The organism is Bombiscardovia coagulans (assembly GCF_002259585.1).
GTDB classification, from domain to species: Bacteria; Actinomycetota; Actinomycetes; order Actinomycetales; family Bifidobacteriaceae; genus Bombiscardovia; species Bombiscardovia coagulans.
Genome location: NZ_MWWS01000006.1, coordinates 39,888 through 55,046, shown reverse-complemented (window position 1 = coordinate 55,046; position 15,159 = coordinate 39,888). Strand labels below are relative to the sequence as shown.

The following is a 15,159-nucleotide window of genomic DNA, read 5'->3' as shown; positions in this document are numbered from 1 at the left end:
CTGGAGCAGGTCCCAAGGGTTCGGCTGTTCGCCGATTAAAGCGGCACGCGAGCTGGGTTCAGAACGTCGTGAGACAGTTTGGTCTCTATCCTCTGCGCTCGTTGGAATCTTGAGGAGACCTGCCCATAGTACGAGAGGACCTGGGTGGACGAACCTCTGGTATGCCGGTTGTCACGCCAGTGGCACGGCCGGTTAGCTACGTTCGGATGGGATAACCGCTGAAAGCATCTAAGCGGGAAGCCCCCTCCAAGATAAGGATTCCGTGCACTCTTGAAGTGTGAGAGGCCCCATGTAGAACACGTGGTTGATAGGCCGGATGTGGAAGCTCTGTAAGGGGTGAAGCTGACCGGTACTAATGGCTGATGGTAATCATAATCCCAGCCTTTGATAGGGGTTGGTTGATGAGAGTGATGAACGTGATCAGGCGTGAAGCATGCGTGATGGTCAGGGTCGTTCTGCAAGCAGTCTAGTAATGAATGGATTATATGAAACGCGTCTACTAGCCGGTTCCCCGATTGTCACCCGGAACCTCACTTCTGTTGTGGAGGTGGTGGGATAAGTTAAGATTTGCGGTGGTCATAGCCTGGGGGATACGCCCGGTTCCATTCCGAACCCGGAAGCTAAGGCCCAGCACGGCAATGGTACTGCACTCGGTAGGGTGTGGGAGAGTAGCACACCGCCGCATTACACGTTATGGGTAGGACCCTGGGAAGCGTTTGTTTCCCAGGGTCCTACTGTATGTGATGGCGTGTGCTGGCGTGAGAGTGGTGTGTGAGAGTGGTTGTGTGTGAGTGTGTACGTATGTGAGTGTGGCTGTGTGAGAGTGTGTTGGTTTGGTAGTGCCGATCTTGAGTTGCTGGGGTGGTATTAGTGGTCTTGGGTGGTTGGTTTGGTCTTGGATGCTGGGTGTGTATGTGAGTTTGTGAGTGTGCCTGAGTGTGCCTGAGTGTGTTGGTGTGGTTGGTGGTTTGTGGTTGGTTGTTGGTTTGGTCTTGGGTGTTTGGTGAGTGTGAGGGTGTGCTGGTGTGTGAGTGAGAGTGCTTGAGTGTGTGAGGTGGTGCTGGTGTGATGATGGTGCCTGTGTGATGATGGTGGCTCTTATGTGTGGTGGTCGCTTTGGGTTTCGAGGGCGGGTGTTCAGTGCTTTGTAGTTGTAGGCTTGCGGAGACTGGCTTACGATAGTATCCCACCAGGTAAGTGGGTGGAGCGTATTCTGGTAGTAATGAGTGGTTTAAGCTGGTGAAAGTTTGGTTATAAGGGTTTTAACTGTATACCAGTCTTCTCACCCAACAAACACCAACCAACAACACAATGAACGTGAAACTGGTTACAGTGGTCAGAATTCTTACTATGAACGGCTTAAAACGAAAATACGCAAAGAGATTTAGATAGATGTATGAGCATACTTCAGTACCAGCTCTGGCCTACAGAGTTTCGCCTATTAGAAACAGCGTCTACTACCTTCAAGATTTTACGGTGATTGCTGTTTCGTTGGTGACAGCTTAATCATGTCTTATTGAGAATGCAGACACCTTGTTTAAGTTCGGTATCAAAGAGTTCACAATAGATAATAAAATACTTTTTTGATCAATTATTTTATAAGTACAAGTAAGGGGCACCCAGAGTCGGATGCCCCGTATAGATTTTTCTGGATAAAGTTACCTGTCAGTCCTCAGTAAGTTGACCATTACTGAGTGTTAGTAGTTTTTGAGCGTGTGCTAAGACAGCTGGACGGTGAGAGACAATGAGATAGGTCTTGCCCTGCTGGTTGGAGACTAGAGCATCTATTATCTTTCCCTCAAGTAAGGCATCCATGTTGCTAGTAGGCTCATCTAACGCTAGGAAGGGCGCTTGGCTTAAGAAGGCACGAGCAACTGCCACACGCTGTTTCTGACCCTCTGAGAGCTCTGAACCGTTTGCGCTGAGTACATGTTCTAAACCGTCTGGCAGTTGAGCAATGACATCGTCGAGACGTGCCTGCTGAGCGGCTTGTACAATCTCTTCTGTGCTGGCGTCAGGTCGAGCAATGGCGATGTTCTCTGCCAAGGATTGGCTGAAAATAAATGTATCCTGACTGACCAGTGTTTCCAAATTACGAAGGTCTGCTGTACGGATAGATTCGATGGGTTGGTCACTAATGGTGAGCTGGCCGCCAGAGCGCTCGCGGAAGTGCATCAGCAAGTCAATAAGGGTTGTCTTACCGCTACCATTATCTCCTTGTACTCCCACAACAGTGCCAGGTTGAATATCGAAACTAATGCCGTTCAATATTGGCTTGGTGTTGTCGGCCTGGTCACTATAGGAGAAGCTTAGGTCCTGGGCATTGATGCCAGTGAAGGAAGCGACCGCAGTGCCATCAGTGTTCTCTGTAACAGCTGGTTTCTCATCTAAGAGTGAGAACACACGTTTTGCGGCTGCTAGAGTGGGTTGGATGCCAGCGCTCAATCGAGCAACCGAGGTGATTGGTGCGAACGAGGCAGCGAAGCCAACGAAAGCGATGATCAGCTCTTGGAACGAAATCTGGCCTCTGAAAGCAGTAAAGATACCAACGATGCAGAAAGCTGTAAAGGCAAGCAAAGTAAAGATTTGTGTGAATAGGTTATTCCAACCGGCATTGAGCCCAGTCTGGTTGCGAGCATCCAGCATGGTGTCTGTAGCCTCGTTTAGGCGCTTGCGTGTGTTGGAGGCGGCACCTAAGCCGATGAGCTCACTGCGGCCTTCCAAGGACTCTAGCAGAAGTGTATGTAAAGATCCTTGGGCATTGCGCTCTTCTAAAGCTACCTGGTAGTTGGGATCCGCAGATAAAGCCGGGACGATGAGAAGAGTGAGATAGCATACAAGAGCAAACAGTCCAAGGAATGGGTTCAAGCAGAAGATCACTATTGTGTTAATGACGGCAGTAAAGATGGCGATAGCTATCGGGGATAGCGTATGAGCATAGAAGATCTCTAGCAGCTCAATGTCATGAGTGATGACTGTGACTAGGTTGCCTCGCCCACGTTTAGCTAATACTGCTGGAGCTAGTGAACGCATCTTATCAAAAACAGTGTTGCGAATGTCGCGTAAAGCACTAAATGCCATCTGATGGTTGAAGAACTGCTCACCATATGCAAGGGGACCTCGCATAAGAGCCATGACAACAGCGGTTGCTGCAAAAATACGCCAGTATTGGCTAAGACTTGTGTCTCCAATAAAGACACCAAGAATGGCAGCTGAGCCACATATAAGCGTGCCTATAGAACACAGGTGGCCTAAGGTTCCACATACGATGGCCCTGATTTCTATTGGCATGAGTGGACGCATGAATTCAAGCAACCGTTTCATGGTCGCTAAGGTACCTGTGGGGGCTATGGTTGGTCCATCGACAGATTCGTCTACGGTTGTATTGCTGCGGGTAGACGCTGATATTGCAGTAAACGGTTGACCTTGAGATGATAGTTGTTCGAGTCTGTTCTGTTCCTGCCATTGTTGGGCAAACAGTCCAGGTTGAAGAGTTAGTTGTTCGAAGCTGCCAGATTGGATTATGTGACCCTTGTCCAGCATAAATATGCAGTCTGCCTGACGTACACTCGCTAGCCTGTGCGTAATGGTGATCACGAGTGCTTCTTTACTGAGCTTGTTCATCAGTGCAGCTAAGCTCTGGTCGTGTTCACGGTCTACGGCGCTGGTTGCCTCATCAAAAATGTATATAGGTGAATGGCGCAGGAGTGCCCTGGCTATTATGAGCCTTTGACGTTGGCCTCCAGAGAGGTTGGCACCAGACTGTTCAATTGGGCTGTCTAAGCCGCCGCGTTCATCCAAAAGTTCCTGCAAGTCGGTTTCTAAGAGAACTCGAGTGAGATCTTCGTTGGAGTATTCCAATCCAGCTGGATCGAGATTGGAACGCACTGTACCAGCAAAAAGATGGTCACTCCCCTTGACGACGGTAATGAGGGAGATTAACTGTTCTTGGGCAAGGCCAGAGACTTCTTTTCCGTCGATGGTGAGTGAGCCTTCGTATCCTGGTAATCTGCCAGCTAACAGTGAAGTGAGAGTACTTTTGCCAGATCCAGAAGCACCAACTAGGCCATAGTGGCCTGTGGTCGGTAAATCAAGAGTGATATCTTCCAAGGCTTGGAAACCGCTAGGGTATGAGAAGGAGAGGTTGTTCAAAGCAACGCCTGTGGAAAGTATCTGGGTGTTTTCAAATTCGCCATTCGTGGCAATGCTTTGTGTTGTATCGAATTGAGAGTCCCCGGTGTGTTCAGCAGTAGTTTGTTTGCTGCTTAGGTCAGCTCTGACTGCAGCAACAGCCTTACCTTGCTTGATTGCTACCGTTGCTGCGTGTGTATAATACACCATCTGGCGTTCAGGACCGAAGAGACGAATCCCAACTATTGCTACTACTATTGCCGTTAGCATATTCAAGGGATTCATGCGATCCATGAAAATTGTTACTAGCGTTGCAAGTATGGTGGATAGGTAGATTACCCCATCTGATCCTATGAGACTGCGTAACTGACCGGCAAGTAGCTTCATAGTAACTTTACGGAAGCCCTCTGAGTCCTCACTGAGCTTGTCTGCTTCGGATTGGTCAGCATGGAAAATTTTGAGCGTTGTCAAGCCACGCAAGGCTTCCTCAAAGCGAATGCCGATATGGTTGTACTTTTTTAGGTGGGCAACTTGTTCGGCCACCTGCTTAGAACGCATCATGTTGGCAGAAAGGGGCAGGAGCAGCATTCCAAGCATGATGATGAGGCCCGCGGCCCAGTTTAGAGGAATTAAGACAAGAGCTGCAACCACAATCATCAGCAAGGATTGTATAAGAGTGGGGAGGAAAGTGGTGAAGTAGTCGGAGATTGACTTGATGCCTTCAGTAGATAGCATCGCCATGCTCTGATCAGACGTCTCTTCTCTTCCCTTGGGTATGTCAACTACAGCTTGCTGAGTGTTAAATAAGGATTGGTAAAGGTCTGAGGAAAGTTCCGCGCTCAGTTGGTCGCTGATGCTAAGCGAGGTCTGATTCGCAATCATGTCAGATAAGGCTTTAATTGCGGTAAGCGACAGCAGCCAAATGATAGTTGTAACTGGATCCAAGGTGAACAGCGCAATCCAGCTAGGAGGAATAATTCCGAAAATTTGGGTTAGGCCAAAAAAGGCAATGAGCAGTAAGAGAATCTCGGCTAGCGAACCGATAGCTTGTAGGATTCCCATAAGGATGGAACGGCGCAGGTCTGTACCTGGTAACTTAAGAAGTTCTTTACTAATCATTTCACTTGCTTTGTCTGTTGGTCAACGAAACGTACTATCTACGACCCTAGCAAAATCGTTAACCTTGGACAATAGGCTGATAGTAATTGTCTCGTGATACAGCAGCTAGTGAAAGGGTTATTGGGTAGAGGTTAATGTGGCATCAACGTTTTTGGGGCTAGCTGAGTACCGTCGTTCGTCATTCATAGTGGCAAAGTTAAGGCCAATGAGGATGCCACCACCAATGAAGTTGCCAAGCATAGCAACAAAGACGACAGCTATTGCTAGTCGCACATTGACTAGTCCATGTAGTCCTAAAATGAGGAAAAGAGCAGAATCTGCAATTGAGTGTTCGAATCCACAGAAGGAGAAGACAAAAACTGCAACTACCATGATGGTGCACTTAGTAAAATCATTAGTTAATTTGCCGTTATAAACCATGAGCATGGCTATGTTGATACAGAAGTTGCAGAAGATAGCACGCACAAGCAAGTCTGTTACGCCACTCCAGCCGTTCAGCACATAACCAGTTTTAGTACTAGCAGCAGCTAGCATCTGAGTCAGTGTCGAGCCGGAGATAATTGTGGAAAAGCGCAGAATGGTAGCCACAATCAAGACGCCGATTAAGTTTCCTAGCAGGCAGAGAGTAAGAATACGGAGAGAATCCAGCCAGCTGATTTTCCTATGGTAAGAGCCTATGGTAATTACCATCATGTTTGAAGTCAGCAGTTCAGAATTGGTGTAATAGATTAAAACCAAGGCCCAACCAAAGGTAAAAGCTCCTATAACACGGCCAACTAGTATCAGCCCTGGATTCGTAGGGGCAGCTGAGAACTGTCCAACGATCGAGAAGAAGGCTGTGAAAAAAGTGGCCACGAGGATGCCGGCCATTATGGCCCTTTGTAAGTATTTGCCAGTCATCTTGCCAGTCATGGTGTTTTTACTGTCAACTACTTCTAGCACGTTCGAGATAAAGGTGCGCCCTGGGAAGAGCGGCTTGAGGGACTCATCGATGTTGGCAGAAGGAGCTGATGCTGCCTGTGAGTTCGCAAGTGGTTCGTTTAGTCTCTGTTGTATAGGCATAATTCTGTTTCTGACTGGCATAAGTGCCTATATAGCAATGTTTGCCATAGGCAAATGTGCCAACATCCTCATGAGTTGATTTTCGTGTTACATTTTCAACTTAGCGTAAGCATTAGATTCTTATCAAATATGGCATAGGCGCTTATACTTTTCCTGTTTTAACTTTAATTGTTGAAAAGAAAAGCTCGGAAACTTATCATACAAAGTTTCCGAGCTGCTTGTGGAGCTAAGGAGACTCGAACTCCTGACCCTCTGCTTGCAAAGCAGATGCGCTACCAGCTGCGCCATAGCCCCGTACTTCGCAGATTCATAAAGAATCTAGCGTGGGCCCGGGAGGACTTGAACCTCCGACCTCATCCTTATCAGGGATGCGCTCTAACCAGCTGAGCTACGGGCCCGTACTGCATGATGCGTAATCATACCAACAAAGAGATTACCATATGGCGTGTAAAAGTCAATTCGTATGAGCTTCGAGTGTCTTAGCTAGTGGGTGGAAATCATCGGGTTGAAGGAAAATAGGTATATGTCTTCAATATGTTGCTCACAGGTACGTTCTGGCCTTGGTGCTGCTAGTGTAGCTCAGAACGAGTATTCAAGGCAATGGGTACAAACAAATAATGAACAGGTACTCGTGATACGCAAAAATATCCGCAATGCCTACTTGCGTGTGAAGTTACCTGACGGTCATGTTGAAGTGACTGCCCCCTTGACAATGTCTCAGGAGGAGATTCTACACTTAGTAAGGTCTCGCTGGGCTTGGGTCCTACGTATGAAAGCTCGGATCAGTGATGCGCAGCAAAGTCTCCAACATGATCATATGTCAGATGAGAAGGGAGATAATGCAGAAGAACGAATGAGTCAGGCGCGGCAGATTATTGCCAGTCAGCTGCCGGAATTATTGTCCAAGTGGGTGCCGATTGTGGGTAGGGAACCTAGCTCGATTACGCTCAGGCAGATGAAGACGCGCTGGGGCTCTTGTACTCCAGTTACGGGAAGGATTCGGCTCAATGTAGAGCTGGCTTGGTTGGAGCCACAGCTTTTGGAATATGTGCTCGTTCATGAATTGACTCATCTTCGCGCTTCAGGGCACGGTCCACTCTTTCAGCACCTTATGAGCTCATACCTGCCACAGTGGAAAAGCCTACGTAAGCAGTTAAATCAACATGTAATTGTGTGAGTAGGTTCCGAGTGTGAATAACTATGTGAATATATTTTCCTTCAACCACATTTGCTTCAAAGTCTTTCCATAAGCTGTAAGTGCGGGTATCTTGGCAAGTAGGCGGTCACTCTCAGAGTAGTGGGTGTTACGCGGGTAGACTGTCAATACGATAGAAAGGTGGTACGGGACCGTGAGTACAGAAGCAGGAATGTCTCAGAAGAGGCTTGCAGTTGTGACAGGTGCATCCAGCGGTATTGGGGCAGCTTCGGCCAAGGCATTGGTGGAGGCGGGCTGGGAGGTTGTGGGTCTTGCCCGTAGAAGAGAGAAACTCGAGGCGCTCGCCGATGAGTTAGGTCAGGCCTTTTCTTATCAGGTGTGCGATATAACTGATGAAGATTCTACTCAAATTGCAGTGGAGGCTATCGTAAGCAAGGGGCCAGTTAAGGCATTAGTGAACTGTGCAGGTGGGGCGATTGGGAAGTCGCCAGTGGCAGCTTCAAAGATAGAAGACTGGCGGGCCATGTATGAGCTAAATGTTTTGGGGACTCTTCGTATTACACAAAAGCTGTTGCCTTCTTTACAAGAGTCTGAAGGTAGTGTCTTAGTTATATCCTCCACTGCGGGCATTGAACCTTATGAAGGTGGTGGCGGATACTGCGCCTCTAAATCGGCAGAAAGGGTTATGGCTCGCATTTTGCGATTGGAGCTCATCGGTGAGCCAGTAAGGGTAATTGATATTGCGCCTGGTATGGTCCATACTGATGAGTTTGCTCTTAAACGTTTTGACGGTGACCAGTCCAAGGCGCAAGCAGTCTATGCAGGAGTGCCTAATCCTTTGACCGCTGAAGACATCGCTGACTGTGTCCAGTGGGCTCTAGGCCAACCGGACACCGTAGATATTGATCAAATCGTTGTCCGTCCTCGGGCTGAAGGTTCCTACACTAAGGTGTACCGCAAGTAGCAATCGTTGTTCCGGGTGCATGAGAGCAGCGCACTCTCAGCAGTGTTAGAGGGTGAACGGCCCAGTGCACCCGCTGTGAATCTGGGGAATTCACGAGTAGAGGATGCGAAATTGAGAAAGCTCATAAAATGCGTCTAACAGGTATGCAGGTTACACGCAGAGGGCTGGCTCAGTTCACGGAAAAGGTATACCAGTGAAAACTTGCTGCCGAGCAAGAAGGTAAGTTCTTTCTGCTGGTTTGATGAGCCAACAGCGGCAACGGAAGCAGTTTTGTGAGTAACTATGCTCAAGATGGACTGTGGGCAGAGATATACGAACGTAATTTATTCATCATGTCCCCGTGGTGTTCCAGTGAGAATGCAGTTTCGGGGTCTGACCAATAGTGGTCCTCGTAGAGCCAAACAGGCAGAGGCTTTCGTTCTGGAGGCTCCCAAGTATACCGAGGATAGACATGTGCATGAAGGTAGTTGTCGGTGTTGCCGAGGATGTCGTAATTAATGCGATCAGGTTGACAAACGGATAAGATTGCGTCGCCTAAGATGGACATGTCGAGTAAAAAATCAGATCGTTCGTTCATGCTTAAATCATTAAGAGAATCAGTCTGGTGTTCTGGTAAAAGAATGCACCAACCGGGTAAAAATTGCATATCACCCAGTACAGCGAAACCGCTCTTCATACGGGCTATAACAGTAGGATTAGTTCCTTGGCGGGCCGACTCAATGCGGTCACTCTTCCAGTCTTCACTCATAGTTGTTCATGCTCCTTCAGCACAGTGGAAGCAAAGCGGTCGTGGCACTGTGTGCGTGGTGACCGCTTTGCAGAAACTGCATAAATCAGATGAGATGGCTTCTCATAAACCATTGGAAGTGCTCAAGTTCTTGGACATGATCTTGAACAATGTTAGATGAAACAATATCTACGTCGTCGAGCTGTTTGATTGCTTCACGGTCGGCTTTGATGAAGTCGGTATAGTAATCATTGAGGGCCTTGAGATAGTCAAGAGCTTCTTGACGTCCGGCAATATCGAAGCTGTTGTGCGTGCGGTTCTTGATAATATCGTCGGGGCGTCCGTCAGCTTGGCCACCGAGCGTGGCTATGCGTTCAGCTGTTTCATCGGCCATTGCAAGTACTGCATCGACTTCGGGATCCATCATCTCATGAATACCGATAAAGTTCTTGCCTTTCATATTCCAATGGGCGTGCTTTAAAATAAGCGCGCATTCTTGTTCGTTGCTTAAACGGCTTTGTAAAATCTCAATAGCCTTTTTGCTGGAAGTCTCGTCGAGTCCGGGAACTGTGAATTCTAATGCCATAATTGCTCCTTCATTGGCTGTCTGCCGGATAGATTCCGGTCTAGCGCTGCATCTGGCAGGGGGCCAGTCGTTATAAGACTATGCCTTACATTCAAGAGTAGAACTCTCCGGCAGGAAGTCAACTTGAGACCAACATGTGGATTCGCGTGAGCGTTTTTAGCTAGTGACTTGTTCGTTGTCGCGCTTGCGAACCTCAATGGTTTCGATACGTCTGCCATCCACTTGGGTGACGACCATGTCGTAGCCATCGTCTGAGTGCAACACCTCGCCAACTTCGCCCAGCTTGCCAGTGTGTGCTAGGAAGTAACCCGCCACGGTCTCATAGGGACCATCTTCGAGTTCAATGCCAGTTACGTCAGCAAAATCTTCAATGGTCATGCCTCCTTCGACAGTGGCTACTCCATCGACAAAAGCTGTACGGTCGGGCCTTGCACCGCCTTTTTCTTCAGGTAAGTCGTACTCGTCACGTATGTCACCAACAAGTTCCTCGGTCATGTCTTCCAAGGTCACAATGCCATCCGTGCCGCCGTATTCATCGATAACGACTGCTAGGTGAATGCCGCGTTTGCGTAAAGTTTCAAGACTTGGTAGGAGCCTCGAGGTGCCAGGAAGAGAAATGCCTGGTCTCGTTACATCGGCTACGGTCTGAGCCGTGGGGTCGCGCACGTCAAGCAAATCACGGACGTGCACAAATCCCAAGACGTCGTCAAAGTCGCGACCGGTCACTGGATATCTGGAGTAAGGCTCCTTGCGAACAAAATCAGCTGCCTTCTCCAGCGTCATGTCTCCACTAATGAAGACCACGTCAGCTCGTGGCCTCATGACCTCTGCCACACTGGTTTCAGAGGCGTCAAAAACGTCGCCTAGAATCATGCGTTCATCTTTGCTTAAATTGGTATTAGATGATACTAGAACTCGCAGTTCATCATCGCTTACTTCGGTGTCAGTCTGCTGAGGATCGAATCCTAATAGTCGGACTAAACCATTGGTATTTTTAGCAATAAGCCATATGAGAGGCTTGCAAATAGTCGAGAAAACATCGATGGCAGGCACCACAGCACGAGCTATCTGTTCAGTGCGTTGCATGGCAATTCGTTTGGGGACAAGCTCAGAAATCACAATCGAAAAATAAGAAATAATCAGTGTCAATACGATAGTCGTTAACGTAGAAGCCAGGCTATTGGGAAGACCCCATGAGATGACAAGAGGGACTACAGAAGGGGCGATAGATGATGCCCCGAAAGAGGCTGACAAGAAGCCAGAAAGGGTGACTCCTATTTGGACGGTTGACAGGAAGGTATTGGGGTCTCGAGCGATTTTGGCTACGCGAGCCCCTCGAGCGTCCTCTTGTTCCATTTGATCAAGTTGGGAACTGCGAAGTGACACCAGCGCTAATTCAGTGCCAGAAAAGACTGACCCAATCACTAAAAAGATAAAAACCAGCAGAATATTAAGCCAAAGCTCCATACCACTAATTTACGGTACATCTGCGATAAACGCAGGAAATGGACTATGCCTATGTGCGTTATAGAAAGGTCAGAGACTCAAAACTCGCACTTTACTATCTGTAGTTGCGAGTTATCAGTCGCTCATTGTGTCGCAAAGGCACATAAATCGCAACAGATAGTGATGTGCCCATGTTTGACCACAGTATTCGGTAGTTCTCGTGATAGCTACTCGATATTCCTACACTCGCTAATATGAAACACAATAAACGAGTAGATGCTCTGGTAAGGCAAGCCGAAAGCCAGGGTCGCTGCTGTTTTGGAAGCAATAATGCCGAGTATAAGGCTCTGCACAGGAGGCTGCGCGTAGGTGAGTTGGTAAGTCCATACCCTAACCTCTATGCACGTTCTGCTTATTGGGTGACGCTCGATCCAAGCCGGCAAACAGTCCAGGTTGCTAAAGCCTTAGGGCTGCAACACAAAAACTGGGTATTTGCTGGTCCTACAGCCGCGGCCATATGGGGTTTGGAACACGAATGGAGTATTCATCATAAGCGCATACATATTGCTAGAAAGTACGGGCAGGGTGCGGGTAGTAAAACGTCTTGCAAGCAGCTCAAATATGTACGGATGAAGGAGGTATCTGCCTGCCGAGTAAGCAACTTGAGGGTAACTAATCCGGCGCGCACATTGGTGGACTGTGGGCGAATGTATACCTTTGAAGAAGTGCTACCGATGTTTGATTCAGCTCTTCGAAAGCGACTCACGACAGCAGCAAAGGTAGAGCTTGAGTGTTGCACAGTGCGCAAGGGTCGTCACACAATACTTCGATTGCTCTTTTATGCCAATCCATTAAGTGAGAACGGGGGTGAGTCGGCTTGCAGGGCAGCAATTATAGAAGCGGGATTCCAGGTGCCACAGCTTCAGTGTGAGTTTCGAGATCCGTTGGATAGGAGCAAGGTGGTGCGCGTCGATTTTGCCTGGTTTTTAACGGATGGGCGCACTGTAGTTTTGGAGTTTGATGGCACAGGTAAATATGTGAGTCCACACATGGTTGGAGGACGCAGCATTCGCCAAGTAGTGGCCGATGAGCGTGAGCGTGAAAAGCTACTTTATCGGGCAGGAGTTAGTGGGATTGTGCGGATTAATTACGAGCAACTGCGCTTGCGAAAGCCCCTGTTGGCTGCACTGAGACAGATTCGAATTCCACAGAGGGTAGGTTCATAGTGAGAGTATATTCGCAAAAATATGAGCCTAGCCTTTGGTCGGTTGCGCACGAAGGTTCTGGAAGACTGTACTCATCTGACGGACTGACTGGGAGTTGGATTGTGGGCTTATAGTCACTTGTTGGCGTTACAACCGCAGGATTGGCGGATGACGAGTTTGGCTTCCACGAGTTGGACGTCCGGTGTTGTTTCTGGTTCGAGGGCTGCCTGCATGGCTTTTTGGGCAATGTCGTGTGCATTTTGCTGCATGGTGGTCAGTTGGGGCCATGTGTAGAGAGAGTCGACGGTTCCGTCAAAAGAAACGATGGCAACATCCTTGCTAACATGAAGTCCTCGTTCGTGGATAGCACGAAGTGCTCCCAAAGCTTCCAGATCTGAAGCAGCAAAAATTGCGGAAGGTGGAGTTGCTGAATTCAGAAGTTCGGTAGTGGCCTCATAGCCACCTTCCCGCGAATAAAAGGATTGGATTATCGGACCTGGGTGTAAATTAGCGTCAAGATGGGCGTCATACCAACCTTGAACTCTCTTGTCGATAGAGTTTTTGGGAGAACCGCCGAAGAGCATGGCAACCGAACGATGTCCATGAGAGATAAGGTGCCCTACGGCTTGGTATGCGGAGTCATAAAAGTCTGTAGAAACGCATTTAGCTCCTGAAATGGGGCGTGGTTGATCCATGAAGATGAAGTGGGCTTCATCAAGATGGGACATATTAAGCTGGGCGTAATCCCTTGTAGATGATAGGAAAATGGCATCTACGTTACGTTCTATTAGCTTTTGTATGGCCTTGCTTTCTGCCTTTTTGTCACTATGAACGTTCATATAAAAGAGGGAGTATCCGTGTGCTGCGGCTATGTTTTGAAGCTCCTCATAGATGCCTGCACTAAAGGGGTTGGAAAAATCAGGGACTATAACACCCAACATTTTAGAGAAACCAGTACGTAGTGCTCGTGCGGTGGAATTTGGATGGTAATTTAGAAGTTGAGCTGCTTTTTTGACTCTTTCGGCAGTGTCTGGAGAAACATTGCGCGGCCCGTTGTTGAAAACATAGCTAACTACAGCTGTTGAGACATTGGCTAGACGGGCCACGTCTGCCCTCGTAGCCCGCTTCCGGGGTGAGGTTTCGGTGAACTTGCCTTCTGTCATACATGTCCTGTCTCTCAACTTGAAACACTGTTCTTTAATAATACCTTTTTTATTCTATCTACACGGGTAGATTCTCTTTAATTCTCACTGTTTTATTTTTCTGTAGTGTGATTTAATGTACAATTCCAGGAATCACTTGTGTGATAAATGAATGTTCGATATAGATTGTATGTAGCTTTCGTTTGGATAAGAACTGCTTGACATAGTTTGGAGCGAAACTAATTTTGATAATAGTATCTACACGTGTATACTCGATTCTTATCGAAGGTAGTTAGACAATAGTTCAATGCTGAGCCTGATTGCCACAGTAGGAAAATATCTACGAAGGAGTAGTTAATGAAACGAATTCGATATGTAGCCGCAGCCCTGTGTGGTGTTCTTGCGCTAGGATCTTTAACGGCATGTGGTTCTTCCTCGGGAAGTAAAAAAACTGTTGAATTTATGACCATGCAATCTATTGGCACTCCTCAGTTGAAAGCCTTAGAAACCATTACTAAAAAGTTCGAATCAAAGAATCCTGACATACAAATTAAACTGGTGCCAGGAACCAATACCAACGAGAATGACATAAAAGTACGTCTCGCTGGCCACAATCCTCCTGATATTTGGAACACCCATGGGTGGTCTCGTGATCGCTATGCTAACTTCCTGGAGCCACTTGAAAATCGTTCCTGGGCTAAGAGGATGAAGCCCTTGGGCGATGATGTGTTTAAAACCAAAGATGGCAAGTTCTATGCTTTGCCTGCCGACATTCAGGTTTCTGGAATCATGTACAACGAGACAGTACTGACACAAGCAGGAATTGATCCGAAAGCAATTAACTCTTGGGATGCTTTCAAACAAGCATGTGAGAAGCTTAAGAGCAAGGGGATAACTCCAATCGTCTCCAGTCCTAAAGACCCGGGGCCAAATGGCGATTTAGCTGACTACATTTTACCTGGAGTCTATAACGAGGCGCAGCTTTCTTCTCTCAAACGAGGTACATTTGACACCAAAGTTTATGAAGCTTACACCAGCCTGATTAGCCAATGGTCTAAAGATGGTTATTTCAACGTGGATTACACCTCAGCAACCCTAGATGATGTCGCGAGACTCATGGCATCGGATAAGGCTGGTTTCTACTTCCGATCTAATGGTAATGCCCAGTTGATTGCATCCTATAATCCAAACGTCAAGTTGGGTTTGATGCCCATTCCATCAAACACTGGTGATCCTTACTTCTCAACGGGAGAAGACATGGCCTTTGGAGTATCTAAGACCAGCAAGGTGAAAGATGCTGCTCTCAAGTACATCGATTTTATGGCTGAACCCGAAAATATGCAGGAGTTGGTCAACATACTCATGAATGACTCAGCTCTTACAGGTGTTACATCGGCGCTCGGGCAATTTGAACCCTCGTATAACTATTGGGTTAATGAGCGCAAAACCAAGACGGTGCCCTTCTTTGATCGAATCTACCTACCCAATGGCATGTATAACACTTTGGCTAAATCGACTGATGGTTTGATCACAGGGCAGCTTAATCCTCAAAGTGCTGCAGACCAGGTTAAGACTTCCTTCGAAAGTCTCAAAAATCAGAAATCTTCCTGACATGCAAACT

The 15,159-nt window shown here is 47.7% G+C and carries 10 protein-coding genes, 2 tRNA genes and 2 rRNA genes; 6 read left to right on the top strand and 8 right to left on the bottom strand.

The window, feature by feature from the left end:
- Positions 1-376: ribosomal RNA gene (locus BOCO_RS05815) — 23S ribosomal RNA — on the top strand; the annotation flags it as partial.
- A gap of 192 nt (positions 377-568) precedes the next feature.
- A 5S ribosomal RNA gene (rrf, locus tag BOCO_RS05810) occupies positions 569-685 on the top strand.
- Positions 686-1,665: 980 nt separating this feature from the next.
- Here the strand turns inward: rrf and BOCO_RS05805 are convergent.
- The 4 genes from BOCO_RS05805 to BOCO_RS05790 form a co-directional block, all read right to left on the bottom strand.
- Entirely contained in the window at positions 1,666-5,250 is a 3,585-nt protein-coding gene (locus BOCO_RS05805; protein ID WP_094723159.1) for an ABC transporter ATP-binding protein/permease, read from the bottom strand.
- Positions 5,251-5,367: 117 nt separating this feature from the next.
- A complete protein-coding gene (locus tag BOCO_RS05800) occupies positions 5,368-6,312 on the bottom strand; it encodes a formate/nitrite transporter family protein (protein WP_094723158.1) in 945 nt (314 codons plus the stop codon).
- Between the two features lie 221 nt (positions 6,313-6,533).
- Positions 6,534-6,606, bottom strand: a tRNA-Ala gene (locus tag BOCO_RS05795).
- Between the two features lie 30 nt (positions 6,607-6,636).
- Positions 6,637-6,710: transfer RNA gene (locus tag BOCO_RS05790), tRNA-Ile, on the bottom strand.
- Between the two features lie 125 nt (positions 6,711-6,835).
- On the opposite strand from BOCO_RS05790, the gene BOCO_RS05785 reads away from it, so the two are divergent.
- Both BOCO_RS05785 and BOCO_RS05780 read left to right on the top strand, forming a co-directional pair.
- Positions 6,836-7,489, top strand: coding sequence for a M48 family metallopeptidase (locus BOCO_RS05785; RefSeq protein WP_094723157.1), 654 nt, complete (start codon positions 6,836-6,838; stop codon positions 7,487-7,489).
- Positions 7,490-7,661: 172 nt separating this feature from the next.
- A complete protein-coding gene (locus BOCO_RS05780; protein WP_244568768.1) occupies positions 7,662-8,432 on the top strand; it encodes an SDR family oxidoreductase in 771 nt (256 codons plus the stop codon).
- Positions 8,433-8,718: 286 nt separating this feature from the next.
- Here the strand turns inward: BOCO_RS05780 and BOCO_RS05775 are convergent, their stop codons facing one another.
- From BOCO_RS05775 to BOCO_RS05765, 3 genes are all read right to left on the bottom strand, one after another.
- Positions 8,719-9,180: an HIT family protein gene (locus BOCO_RS05775; protein WP_094723156.1), complete on the bottom strand. Its 462-nt coding sequence runs from the start codon at positions 9,178-9,180 to the stop codon at positions 8,719-8,721.
- A gap of 85 nt (positions 9,181-9,265) precedes the next feature.
- The gene (locus BOCO_RS05770; RefSeq protein WP_094723155.1) at positions 9,266-9,745 is read right to left on the bottom strand and encodes a Dps family protein; all 480 of its coding nucleotides are present in this window, start codon (positions 9,743-9,745) and stop codon (positions 9,266-9,268) included.
- Positions 9,746-9,901: 156 nt separating this feature from the next.
- Positions 9,902-11,212 carry a hemolysin family protein gene (locus BOCO_RS05765; RefSeq protein ID WP_094723154.1) on the bottom strand — a complete coding sequence of 437 codons (1,311 nt, stop codon included), beginning with the start codon at positions 11,210-11,212 and terminating at the stop codon, positions 9,902-9,904.
- Positions 11,213-11,445: 233 nt separating this feature from the next.
- On the opposite strand from BOCO_RS05765, the gene BOCO_RS05760 reads away from it, so the two are divergent.
- Positions 11,446-12,417: a hypothetical protein gene (locus BOCO_RS05760; protein ID WP_094723153.1), complete on the top strand. Its 972-nt coding sequence runs from the start codon at positions 11,446-11,448 to the stop codon at positions 12,415-12,417.
- 113 nt (positions 12,418-12,530) lie between these two features.
- On the opposite strand, the gene BOCO_RS05755 is transcribed toward BOCO_RS05760, so the two are convergent.
- A complete protein-coding gene (locus BOCO_RS05755; protein ID WP_094723152.1) occupies positions 12,531-13,559 on the bottom strand; it encodes a LacI family DNA-binding transcriptional regulator in 1,029 nt (342 codons plus the stop codon).
- A 336-nt stretch (positions 13,560-13,895) separates the two neighbouring features.
- Here BOCO_RS05755 and BOCO_RS05750 point away from each other — a divergent pair, with 336 nt between their 5' ends.
- Positions 13,896-15,149: an ABC transporter substrate-binding protein gene (locus tag BOCO_RS05750; protein WP_094723151.1), complete on the top strand. Its 1,254-nt coding sequence runs from the start codon at positions 13,896-13,898 to the stop codon at positions 15,147-15,149.
- Positions 15,150-15,159 lie beyond the last annotated feature (10 nt).